This window comes from Vibrio mediterranei (assembly GCF_013364395.1).
Classification (GTDB): Bacteria; Pseudomonadota; Gammaproteobacteria; order Enterobacterales; family Vibrionaceae; genus Vibrio; species Vibrio mediterranei.
Window position 1 is genome coordinate 191,744 of sequence record NZ_JABXGK010000002.1, and the last position, 12,196, is coordinate 203,939.

A 12,196-nucleotide genomic window follows, 5' to 3' on the forward strand; every position below is an offset into this window, starting at 1 on the left:
ATGCTGACGGAAGGATTAACCTCGGCCACCTTTGATAGCTTCAATGATCTCGGTCGTTGAACAGCCATCTTCAAAGTTCAGTACTTTTACTTCACCACCAGCCGCGATTACCTCTTTACCACCTGCAATCTCTTCTGGCTTATAGTCACCGCCTTTAACAAGCAGACTTGGTAGCACTTCTGAGATCAAGCGTTGTGGCGTTTCTTCAGAGAATGGTACAACCCAATCAACAGCCCCTAGACCAGCAAGAACAGCCATACGGCGATCAGTTGGATTAACCGGACGACCTGGTCCTTTTAACGCTCGAACAGATTCATCTGTGTTCACAGCAACAATTAAGCGATCACCCAGTTCAGCAGCGTGGTTTAGATAAGACACATGTCCTGCGTGAAGAATGTCAAAGCAACCATTCGTCATCACGACGGTTTCACCTTTAGAGCGCGCTTTCGCTACCGCTTCAATCAACGCAGCTTCACTAATCACACCGAAATCAGTATCTTGACTACCGTGAACCGCTTCAGCAAGTTCAATAGTAGATAGTGTTGATGTACCAAGCTTACCAACAACCACTCCAGCTGCTGCATTAGCCAACGCGCACGCCTCATCAAGCGGTTTACCTGCTGCTACTGATGCAGCCAATACAGAGATAACCGTATCACCCGCACCGGTAACGTCATACACTTCTTTCGCTTGTGTTGGCAAATGGAACGGTTCCTGATCTTTACGAAGTAAAGTCATACCATGCTCACTACGTGTCACCAATAATGCTTCAAAGTCGAACTCTTTAATTAGCGCATTACCTTGCTCGATAAGCTCTTCTTCGCTTTTCACTTTGCCTACAACATGCTCAAATTCCGCCATGTTTGGTGTTAGCAATGTTGCGCCGCGATAGCGTTCGAAATCAGCCCCTTTAGGGTCGATAAATACAGGAACACCTGCGGCTTTCGCTTTCTGGATATACGCTTGAACATGCTCTAGTGCACCTTTGGCATAATCGGATAGCACCACAGACTTCACGTTTGGTAACGCTTGATCCATCTTTGCGAGTACAAGCTCAGGATCGGTATTCTCGAACTTATCTTCAAAGTCCAAACGAATCAGTTGCTGCCCTCGGCTCAAAACACGAAGTTTGGTGATAGTTGGGTAGTTAGGTAATGCAACAAAATCACAAGTTACTTTCAACGACGTCAGTGTTTCAGTCAGTACTTTTGCTGGTTCATCCATACCAACAAGTCCAATAGTATGTGCATGACCACCTAGCGAAGCGATATTCATAGCAACGTTGGCAGCGCCACCTGGACGTTCTTCGTTATTTTCTACTTTTACTACAGGAACTGGGGCTTCTGGAGAAATACGCCCTGTCGGACCATACCAGTAACGGTCTAACATAAGGTCACCGACAATCAATACGCCAGAGTCGCTGTAATTCGGTAGGATGGGTTTCATTTCTGTACTCCAATATGATGTAAGAGGGCTTAATTATGCCCTCTTGTCTTAAATCTTTTGGCTAAGCCATTGAATGGATAGTAGCACAACTCTTCGTTTCAATACCAAGCTGAAGCAAGAATTACCCTAGCCACTGTTTCCATGCTTCAACGACGATGGCTTTCTCTTGAGTAAACTTACTATCGTCAACATCCGCGTCTAAGTTGAGCAAGTTACGATGATGAATTTCATCACGCAATGTGGTGTAGGCGTGAGTAAGTGCCATCGCTTGCTCTTCTTCCATCACACCTTGTGACATCATTGACTCAAATATACGCACATTATCCGACCAGCGTGTCAGCTTTGGCTTGTCATGACTGTATTGCAACACCAAATACTGGGCTAAAAATTCAATATCAGTAATACCCCCAGCATCTTGTTTAAGCATAAATCGACCCGCTTTTTTACCCCCTAAATGGTCGCGCATTTTTTCTCGCATATCGACCACTTGCTGTTTCAATGTCAATTCATCACGAGCGGTCCGAAGGACGTCATCGCGGGTGTTTTCAAATGCGTGTTGCAGAAATGCATCACCGTATATCATACGTGCTCTGACCAAAGCTTGATGCTCCCACGTCCAAGCATCATTATGCTGGTATTCATCAAAGGCGTCAGTCGGACTCACTAACAGTCCAGACGCGCCGGAAGGACGCAGTCTAGTATCCACTTCATACAGAATTCCCGATGCTGTTCTGGTTGAGAATATGTGGATAATGCGCTGTGCTAAACGAAGATAGAACTGACGACCGTCGATATCCTTTTTTCCGTCGGTGTACGCGCTTACCGGACAATCATGCATAAACACAATATCCAGATCAGAGTTGTAACCTAGCTCCCAACCCCCTACTTTACCGTAGCCAATCACGGCAAAACCTTTGCTGCCACGATCTTTCAAGTGTGTTGGTTCACCATATTTAGCCGCCATTTGCTGCCAAGCTTGGTTTATGCCCGCCTCTACAATAGCTTCAGCCAAATACGTTAAATGATCACTTACTTTCATAACAGGCAGTACGCCTGCAATATCGGCGGCCGCTATTCTCAGAATACAGGTCTGTTTAAACTGACGCAGCGCCTCCATCTGCTGCTCCATATCCTCTTCTGGAATACGAGCTAGATAATCCCGTAGTTCGGTCTTATAGGACTCAAGAGGTACTGGGTTGTAGAGATGCGCAGGATCAAGCAACTCATCAAGCAAGATCGGATAACGTCCAAGCTGTTCCGAGATCATTGGACTTGCCGTACAGAGCCTCACTAACTGCACAAGTGCGGCTGGGTGCTCATCCAATAGCTCAAGGTAAGTCGTTCGAGTCACAATACGATGCAGAACATGCAGCACTCGCGATAAACCAAACTCTGCATCTTTATGGGCATAAATGGCACTAAAGACTTTAGGCATCAATCGATTAAGTACTTCACGCCCACGAGGGCCTAGTGTTTTCTTGGCAAGATCCGCTTTAAACTGCTGAATGGTTTTCTGTTTGTTGGCTGGATTCTCCACATGAAGATCATGCTCTAGCAAGTGTTCGATCACTTCTGGTCGATCCGCCATATCCCATAACTCATGGAAGTGCTTAGCGATTGGGTTCGCGTCTTCTTCGTCCTCATCTTCGCCAATCAAGTTAGCAAACACCTGATGTACATTTAGCATATGCAACTCAGTTGCTTGAATCATAGCAGACCAGCTTTCAAATTGCATCGCACACGCTAATTTGAGCTGGTCGCATGGCTTATCAGGTAGTGTCTGAGTCTGCTTATCGGCCATGGCTTGCAATAGGTTTTCCAACCGACGCAAGAAACAATAAGCCGAACGCAGCTGCTGGACATTTTCTGACTCTAGTAGAGACAGAGTGTCGATTGCATCAAGCGTTTCCAGTAACCCTCGACCTCTTAAACTCGGTTCACGTCCTCCACGAATAAGCTGAAACACTTGAGCGATAAATTCCACTTCACGAATACCGCCTGGTCCGAGCTTAATATTATTTCCTAATCCGCGTCTGCGAACTTCGCTACTAATCATCGATTTCATGCGCCTTAATGACTGGATGGCACTAAAATCGATATAACGGCGGAACACAAAAGGGCGCAGCATTTTACGCAGCTCTTGGTATTGTGGATACATCTCACTGCCCATTACACGCGCTTTCACCATCGCATAGCGTTCCCAATCACGACCTTGCTCTTGATAGTAATCTTCCAGTGCCGCATAACTCATCACCAATGGTCCACTCTCACCAAATGGGCGTAATCTCATATCCACTCGGTAACAAAAGCCATCAAACGTCTGCTGATCAAGTGCTTTGATGATTCGCTGCCCTAGGCGTGTAAAGAATTGAGCATTAGCAATTGAGCGACGCGTCCCCTGTGTTTCACCGTTTTCTGGATAAGTGAAAATGAGATCGATATCCGATGAGAAATTCAGCTCACCGCCACCGAGCTTCCCCATACCGATAATCAACATTGGCTGCGCTTCACCCTCTGCGTTGCAAGGTGTACCCCATTCCAAGCAGCACGCTTTATATTGCCATTGATAAGTCTCAAAGATCATCGCTTCAGCTAACATGGAAAGATGGTGCAGGCTTTGTTCTAGGCTCCAGTCACTAGTAAAATCGCGCCACGCGATATATGTCATTTCACGATTTCGGAATCGACGTAGAACACGATGACCTTCCGTTTCGCTAGCACAAGCCTCAAGTTGAGTAGCCAATCGCACCCGATAATCCTCAGCTCTACTCTGCTGCGATAGCATGTCAGGTAGCTCCGCGAACAGCCCTTCATCTTTCAGTAGTGACTCTTCCACGAAACAGCTCATCGCCATGACATACTTTAGCTGTTGTTGTCGCTCTGGAGTCCAATGGGATAGGTCAGAATAGGCTTGTTGAATTCGCTCAAACGCTGATTGAGCATCGTGTTGTAATTCGGCAGGCAGTTGCATTTGTCGTCCTTGTCTCGACTGAAACAAAAAGTGGCAGCTACCGCTACCACTTCATTGATCACATATCAGTGTATTACGCTAGAATCTTGCTCTAGCTTCTAAGGCCAATACCCTTAGTCACCAAATGATGGGCTACTCCATAAAGTACCACGATAAACACCAAGAGTACGCCAAAAGATGTCACAATCCCTACATCCGACACACCTAAGAAACCGTAACGGAAAGCATTGACCATATAAACGATTGGATTGATTTTGGATACACCTTGCCAGAACTCAGGAAGCAGGCTAATGGAATAAAACACACCGCCTAGATATGTCAGCGGTGTCAAAACAAAAGTGGGAATAATCGATATATCATCAAAGGTCTTGGCATACACCGCATTAATAAGACCACCGAGTGAGAACACCACCGACGTCATAAACACAGTCGCGATAATTACTGCCCAATGTTCAACTTGTAAATCAACAAAAAACAGTGAGACAAAAGTCACTATCGTGCCAACCAATAAGCCACGTACAACACCGCCCATGACAAAACCAGCAATGATGACGTAATTGGGAACAGGTGCGACAAGAAGCTCTTCAATATTACGCTGAAATTTGGCACTAAAGAAGGACGAAGCAACATTCGAATACGAGTTAGTAATCACCGACATCATGATAAGGCCAGGAACAATATATTCCATGTAACTGAAGCCGTTCATTTCACCGATTCGAGAACCAATCAGACTACCGAAGATGATGAAGTAAAGTGTCATGGTAATCGCTGGCGGTACTAGGGTTTGTACCCAAATTCGAGTAAAGCGATTAATTTCTTTCGTCAGAAGGCTTTTAAATGCCGTCCAATACAAACCGTACAAATTCATCAGTTTGCCTCCGTTTGATTACGCACAATAGAAACAAATAACTCTTCAAGTCGATTGGCTTTGTTCCTCATTGACAGCACTTTAATACCAGCCTCGGAAAGTTGAGTGAAAATGTGGTTTAACCCCTGAGTTTTCTCAATCTCTATCTCCAAAGAGCCATTCACCACATTTTGCGATTTAACCCCTTGTAGCTCAGGAATATCAACGCTTGCGTCAATATCGAGAATAAACGTTTCTACATCCAGCTTATTAAGCAAAGCTTTCATCGATGTGTTCTCAATCAGCTCACCGCGTTGGATAATACCGATGTTGCGACAAAGCAGTTCCGCTTCTTCAAGGTAGTGAGTTGTCAGAATAATGGTGATGCCTTGTCGATTAATCTCTTTAAGGAAATCCCACATTGAACGACGAAGTTCAATATCAACCCCAGCAGTCGGTTCATCAAGAATGAGTAGTTTGGGCTCATGCATTAGAGCGCGAGCAATCATAAGTCGACGCTTCATTCCTCCGGATAGGTTTCGTGCTCGCTCGCTACGCTTTTCCCAAAGGTCTAGCTGAGAGAGGTATTTTTGCGCGCGTTGCTTCGCCACATCCTTAGCAACACCGTAATACCCTGCTTGCTGAAGAACAATCTGCTCAACGGTTTCGAACTGGTTAAAGTTGAACTCTTGTGGCACCAGACCAAGTTGTTGCTTCGCCAGTTCAAGTTCATTATCAATATCGTGACCAAACACCGAGACCTTGCCCGATGTTTTGTTGACTAGAGACGTAATGATACCGATGGTGGTGGATTTACCCGCACCATTAGGCCCAAGCAAAGCATAAAAGTCTCCCTGCTCAACTTGAAGACTCACCCCTTTTAGCGCTTCAAAGCCACCCGCATAGGTCTTTCTTAACTGCTCAATTTCTAATGCGATCATAATTTGCACCGAAGAATGCATCATTGGAATAATTTGATATTTCCAATGATATCGAAAAGTTTGAATATACCCTTACACATGATGATGATGGCTCAATTTTTCAAGTGGTGGTGATAAATTGGCTATAAAAAAACGAGTATGTTAGTACTCGCTTTTTATCCCTTTTAAGCCGTTGCCTTATATGCGGCATCCAATGCGTGTTCTCGCTGCTGATAGATATTGCCATCCGGAACAAGGTCAATAACGTGGAATTTATCCAATTGCTGTCGAGTTTGCGTATTTGGACATAACAAGTACACCTGACACTCTGCGTCTTTGGCATCCTTGATGGCATTTTCTAGAGCAAGACCAACCGTTACGTCGATCATAGGAACATCGGTAAGGTCGAGTATCATCGCTTGATAATCGGCAATACTTGAGTGTTGTCTTGAAATTGCTTTAGAAACACTAAAAATCATTGGCCCAGATAAGTAGAAAAACAGTACCTTACCTTGGGTTTGTTCCAGCAACTCTCGCTCATATTCACTTAACGGCACATCGTCGTCATCAGCATCACTGATCGCTTTTACCTGACGAGCTTGCTCACGGCTCAATCTTTCGATAATGATGATATTCGAGATAAACACACCAAGGCCTACGGCAACGATAAGATCTACAAATACAGTCAGCAGCATAACACCGTACATGATCGCCATACCGGCCAAACTCACCTTATGTGCTCGCTGAATAAAGCTCCAATCCAGTATGTTAAAACCGACATAAACAGCAATGCCTGCCAACACTGCCATTGGAATAGGTTCAGTTAAACCACTTGCTACCAGTACCACCAGCGCCAACACCAATGCCCGCACCACTCCAGACAATGGAGAGCGAGCCCCTACTTGGATATTGGTCACCGTCCCCATCGTCGCACCCGCTCCCGGTAAAGCCCCAAACAAACCTGCGATGAGGTTGGCTAACCCTTGGCCGCGCAGCTCCTTATCTGAGTCATGCTCTTTACGAGTTAGAGAGTCACCGATAACCGCCGTTAATAAAGTATCAATACAGCCTAATGTGCCGAGTACAAGCGCATCGATAAGCATGGTAGTCAGCATTTCGGCGTTAAAATGCGGTATGACTAAAGAAGGCAAACCTGCTGGAATCTCGCCAATTCTGCGAATACTCTCACTACTGAAAAACAGCATAGATATCACTGTGACTAACACCAGCGCCACAAGCTGCGGAGGAATATGTTGACGGTATTTTTTAGGGAACAGAAATAGAATCGCTAACGTCAGTAGCCCAAGGAATAATTCCGAAAAGTCGATATGGGTCAGCAGTTCAGGTAATGCCTTGATTGTCCCAATAACGCCGCCCGTTGGCGCGGCTTGTCCCAATAGTGGCGCCAGTTGAAGAATCACCAAGATCACACCAATTCCCGACATGAACCCCGAGACAACACTGTATGGCATCAAGGTAACGTATTTTCCGAGTTTTAACGTACCAAGCAAGATTTGAAAAATACCCGCCATCATAACGACAGTGAAGGTCATCGCCATCCCCGTTTCCGGGTACTTAGCCATCATTGCTGTCAATACCGCTGTCATGATGACCGTCATAGGGCCTGTCGGTTCGGAAATAAGGCTAGAAGAACCGCCAAATAGAGAGGCAAACAGCCCCACCATGATTGCGCCCCACAGCCCGGCTTCTGCGCCTGCTCCAGATGCCACACCAAACGCCAACGCCAGTGGCAATGAGATAATCGCGGTGGTTACCCCGCCAAATACATCCCCTTTAAGGTTTATATCTTCAAAACGACGTCCTAACTTCATTACTATCCTTGAAAATAACCAAAAAATTGCCTCACCTTAACAAATGTGACAATAAGTTAATAACTAATAAGGGCCATTCAATTTTCATAAGATATAAGTTTTTTTCACTGAATCGTTAAGTCACTGATTTTAGGTACATGAACACGTCAGATGAGTACATTTTGATACTTTTTTTTCGAGATTCAATTTGTAACATTGTGTATAGTATCTCGAATTATTGAAGGGAAGTATCATGCCGGAAATCAAACAACTCTTTGACAACAATTCAAAGTGGTCTGAAGAAATTCGCTCCGAAAGACCAGAGTATTTCGCAAAGCTAGAGGAAGGCCAAAACCCTGGATTCCTTTGGATTGGTTGCTCCGATAGCCGAGTACCAGCAGAGCGTCTAACGGGGTTATATTCAGGCGAACTCTTTGTTCACCGTAATGTTGCCAACCAAGTCATTCATACCGATCTTAACTGCCTATCTGTAGTGCAATACGCGGTAGATGTGCTAAAAGTCAAACACATCATCGTTTGTGGTCACTATGGCTGTGGTGGCGTGAATGCTGCTATTGATAACCCACAGCTTGGGCTCATTAACAACTGGCTTCTACATATCCGCGATTTGTACTTAAAGCATCGTAACTGGCTCGGTGAATTGCCACGCGACATGTGGGGTGACAAGCTTTGTGAGATTAACGTTGCTGAGCAGGTGTATAACCTAGGTAACTCAACCATTATGCAAAACGCTTGGGAACGCGGCCAAGAAGTTGAAGTTCATGGTGTGGTCTATGGCATTGGTGATGGTAAGTTGCAAGATCTCGGTGTTCGCTGTTCAAGCAGAGAGAGTCTTGAAGTAAATTACCAAGCTGCCATGTCGAAAATTTTGAGTACCGAAGTACTAAAATAATTCAGTATTTAGAAAAATGCCCATCTCACAGAGATGGGCATTTTTTATGTTTGTACGACCAGATTTATTCCTGAGGTACCACTTTACCGATGTATGGTAAGTGACGATATTTCTGAGCGTAATCGATACCAACACCCACTACGAACTCATCCGGGATTTCGAAGCCAATCCATTTAACATCGACATCGACTTCACGGCGTGATGGCTTGTCTAGCAAGGTACAAATCTGAATAGATTTTGGTTCACGTAGCGATAAAATCTCTTTCACTTTATTTAAGGTATTACCAGTATCGATAATATCTTCCACCAGCAGAATATCTTTACCTTTAATATCATCATCAAGATCTTTCAGGATGCGCACATCACGTGAGCTTTCCATGGTATTGCCATAGCTTGATGCCGTCATAAAGTCTACTGAGTGAGTAAGCTCGATGGCACGAGCCAAATCCGCCATAAAGACAAAAGAGCCACGTAGCAAGCCGACCATAACTAAATCTTCGCTACCTTTGTAGTGTTCAGTAATTTCTTTACCTAGCACTTTTACACGCTCATGAACTTCTTGCTCAGAAATCATGACTTCAACAGTATGTTTCATATCTATCTCGATGTTGATTGGTTAACTTGGTCACCACAGCAACACTAGCTGTGAGTCCCCTCCTAAAACAGACAACACTATTTTGGTGAAGAAATACCAAGCGTTCACATTTGCGCGGTATGGTATCACTTTATGACTCAGGATAAAAATCAGGCGAAAATCTGGCGTCAAATTACTCTGTTGGTATAAACCAGAACGAATCTTTGTTAACGCATAGTGTTGAAAGAATATGACGCTTTCAGCGCAAAGTGTGATATGCAGGTAAATTAATGCTAATTATGAAAATTATCAGTGTATGACTATTGACCAAAGCACATATGCACCATTACACTTATCAAACAAAAGAAAAAATAGAGCATGTGATTTCCAAAATGGAAATTGTTAACCAAAAACTAACATTAATATGCCAGTTATTGTGTATAACAGCTTTCATATTGGACCAAATCTCTGACTCTGTATAACAAACAGGGCGCAGTTGGACGTACTCATAGAGTTACCAGCCCTACCAACGTTGGCAAGGAAATATTATGGACTCAATAGTAAAAAGACCTAGAACTCGCTTATCTCCACAAAAGCGTAAGTTACAGCTTATGGAGATTGCACTAGAAGTATTCGCGAAACGCGGCATTGGTCGTGGAGGTCACGCGGATATCGCAGAAATTGCACAAGTTTCAGTCGCAACGGTATTCAACTACTTCCCAACACGAGAAGACTTGGTTGATGAAGTACTTAACCACGTCGTCTGTCAGTATTCCAACTTCTTATCAAATACCATTGACCTTGATGTCGACATAAAAGGAAAACCTAACCAACATTCTTGATGGTGTGGTGGATATGGTGATCGAAGACTGTCACTGGAATAAGGTATGGTTTGAATGGAGTACATCTACGCGCGATGAGGTTTGGCCATTGTTTGTTTCATCGAACAAAACTAGCCAAGCACTGATTGAAAACATGTTCATTAAAGCCATTGAACGTGGCGAAGTCTGCTCTCAACACAACACTAAGCATCTTACTAGCCTATTCCACGGTATTTGCTATTCACTGTTTGTTGAAGCTAATCGCAGTAGTGATGGTGAATCCATTAAGTCGTTGACCGACTGCTATATGGATATGGTTTGCATCTACGAGAAAGATAGCCGCCACTAAAAAACAGCCCTTGAGCACAAATGCTTAAGGGTTTGATTTTAAATAGTATCTATAAAAAAACGGCCAGTATGATACTGGCCGTTTTTGTCTTCACTCAGAAATTATTTCTTTTTCTTCGCTTTTGCATTTGGAAGGTCAGTGATAGTGCCTTCAAATACTTCTGCTGCAAGACCAACAGATTCGTGAAGCGTTGGGTGAGCGTGGATAGTCAATGCGATATCTTCTGCATCACAACCCATCTCGATCGCTAGACCGATTTCACCAAGCAGTTCACCACCGTTAGTACCCACGATAGCACCACCAATTACGCGATGAGTATCTTTATCGAAGATAAGCTTAGTCATACCGTCTGCGCAATCAGATGCGATTGCACGACCTGACGCTGCCCATGGGAATGTCGCCGTTTCGTAGTTGATGCCTTCTGCTTTCGCTTCTTTCTCAGTCTTACCAACCCAAGCGACTTCTGGCTCAGTGTAAGCAATTGAAGGAATCACTTTCGGGTCAAAGTAGTGCTTCTTACCAGAGATAACCTCTGCCGCTACGTGACCTTCATGCACACCTTTGTGAGCAAGCATTGGTTGACCAACGATATCACCGATTGCATGGATGTGAGGAACGTTTGTGCGCATTTGCTTATCAACATTGATAAAACCACGCTCGTCTACTTCAATACCCGCTTTTTCTGCATCAAGCAGTTTGCCGTTTGGTACACGGCCGATGGCCACAAGCACTGCATCGTAACGCTCAGCTTCAGAAGGTGCTTTCTTACCTTCCATTGAAACGTAGATGCCGTCTTCTTTAGCTTCAACTGCCGTTACCTTGGTCTCAAGCATCAAGTTGAACTTGTTCTTAATACGCTTGGTGTAGACTTTAACCATATCTTTGTCCGCAGCTGGGATAAGTTGGTCAAACATTTCTACAACATCAATCTGAGAACCCAGAGAGTGATATACCGTCGCCATTTCTAGACCGATGATACCACCGCCCATGATAAGCAGTTTTCCTGGTACTTCTTTAAGCTCTAGCGCATCAGTAGAATCCCAAATACGTGGGTCTTCATGCGGGATGAATGGCAATTTAATAGGGCGTGAACCCGCAGCTACAATGGCGTTGTCGAAGTTAACAACCGTTTTACCGTCTTCGCCTTCAACTTCAATTGAGTTAGGACCAGTAAACTTACCGAAACCATTAACCACATTTACTTTACGCATCTTAGCCATACCGCCAAGACCACCAGTAAGTTGGTTAATAACTTTTTCTTTCCATAGACGAATCTTATCGATGTCAGTCTGTGGCTCACCAAATACGATACCGTGGTCAGCAAGCGCTTTTGCTTCTTCGATAACTTTAGCAACGTGAAGTAGTGCTTTAGATGGGATACAACCCACATTCAGACACACACCGCCAAGCGTGCTATAACGTTCAATAAGAACGGTTTCTAGGCCTAAATCGGCACAACGGAATGCAGCGGAGTAACCAGCAGGACCGGCACCAAGTACTACCACCTGGGCTTTAATTTCTTTGCTCATTTTGACCTCTTGTAG

General features: G+C 44.4%; 8 protein-coding genes and 1 pseudogene. 2 read left to right on the forward strand and 7 right to left on the reverse strand.

The features are described 5' to 3' along the window. Positions 1–15 precede the first annotated feature (15 nt). From hldE to HOP38_RS14305, 5 genes are all read right to left on the reverse strand, one after another. Complete coding sequence (gene hldE / locus HOP38_RS14285; RefSeq protein WP_198558334.1) at positions 16–1,446, reverse strand: bifunctional D-glycero-beta-D-manno-heptose-7-phosphate kinase/D-glycero-beta-D-manno-heptose 1-phosphate adenylyltransferase HldE; 1,431 nt, start codon at positions 1,444–1,446, stop codon at positions 16–18. Positions 1,447–1,567: 121 nt separating this feature from the next. Then, positions 1,568–4,417, reverse strand: coding sequence for a bifunctional [glutamate--ammonia ligase]-adenylyl-L-tyrosine phosphorylase/[glutamate--ammonia-ligase] adenylyltransferase (gene glnE / locus HOP38_RS14290; RefSeq protein WP_198558335.1), 2,850 nt, complete (start codon positions 4,415–4,417; stop codon positions 1,568–1,570). A gap of 91 nt (positions 4,418–4,508) precedes the next feature. Further along, the gene (locus HOP38_RS14295; protein WP_006074443.1) at positions 4,509–5,279 is read right to left on the reverse strand and encodes an ABC transporter permease; all 771 of its coding nucleotides are present in this window, start codon (positions 5,277–5,279) and stop codon (positions 4,509–4,511) included. 5 nt (positions 5,280–5,284) lie between these two features. Beyond that, positions 5,285–6,205, reverse strand: coding sequence for an ABC transporter ATP-binding protein (locus HOP38_RS14300; RefSeq protein WP_038223002.1), 921 nt, complete (start codon positions 6,203–6,205; stop codon positions 5,285–5,287). Between the two features lie 164 nt (positions 6,206–6,369). Further along, a complete protein-coding gene (locus HOP38_RS14305) occupies positions 6,370–8,016 on the reverse strand; it encodes a SulP family inorganic anion transporter (RefSeq protein ID WP_088876255.1) in 1,647 nt (548 codons plus the stop codon). 232 nt (positions 8,017–8,248) lie between these two features. Here HOP38_RS14305 and can point away from each other — a divergent pair, with 232 nt between their 5' ends. Further along, entirely contained in the window at positions 8,249–8,908 is a 660-nt protein-coding gene (gene can / locus HOP38_RS14310) for a carbonate dehydratase (RefSeq protein WP_006074438.1), read from the forward strand. 64 nt (positions 8,909–8,972) lie between these two features. Here the strand turns inward: can and hpt are convergent, their stop codons facing one another. Beyond that, a complete protein-coding gene (gene hpt / locus HOP38_RS14315) occupies positions 8,973–9,503 on the reverse strand; it encodes a hypoxanthine phosphoribosyltransferase (RefSeq protein WP_006074437.1) in 531 nt (176 codons plus the stop codon). A gap of 527 nt (positions 9,504–10,030) precedes the next feature. Here hpt and HOP38_RS14320 point away from each other — a divergent pair. Further along, positions 10,031–10,652: pseudogene (locus tag HOP38_RS14320) on the forward strand (LuxR/HapR/OpaR family quorum-sensing transcriptional regulator). Positions 10,653–10,753: 101 nt separating this feature from the next. On the opposite strand, the gene lpdA reads toward HOP38_RS14320, so the two are convergent. Continuing rightward, positions 10,754–12,181, reverse strand: a complete 1,428-nt coding sequence (gene lpdA, locus HOP38_RS14325) for a dihydrolipoyl dehydrogenase (protein WP_006074435.1) — start codon at positions 12,179–12,181, stop codon at positions 10,754–10,756. Positions 12,182–12,196 lie beyond the last annotated feature (15 nt).

What these genes read in the sequence shown, in the direction of transcription:
- hldE (WP_198558334.1), bottom strand. Translation starts at nt 1,446, where the DNA reads ATGAAACCCATCCTACCGAATTACAGCGACTCTGGCGTATTGATTGTC.
- glnE (WP_198558335.1), bottom strand. Translation starts at nt 4,417, where the DNA reads ATGCAACTGCCTGCCGAATTACAACACGATGCTCAATCAGCGTTTGAG.
- HOP38_RS14300 (WP_038223002.1), bottom strand. Translation starts at nt 6,205, where the DNA reads ATGATCGCATTAGAAATTGAGCAGTTAAGAAAGACCTATGCGGGTGGC.
- HOP38_RS14305 (WP_088876255.1), bottom strand. Translation starts at nt 8,016, where the DNA reads ATGAAGTTAGGACGTCGTTTTGAAGATATAAACCTTAAAGGGGATGTA.
- can (WP_006074438.1), top strand. Translation starts at nt 8,249, where the DNA reads ATGCCGGAAATCAAACAACTCTTTGACAACAATTCAAAGTGGTCTGAA.
- hpt (WP_006074437.1), bottom strand. Translation starts at nt 9,503, where the DNA reads ATGAAACATACTGTTGAAGTCATGATTTCTGAGCAAGAAGTTCATGAG.
- lpdA (WP_006074435.1), bottom strand. Translation starts at nt 12,181, where the DNA reads ATGAGCAAAGAAATTAAAGCCCAGGTGGTAGTACTTGGTGCCGGTCCT.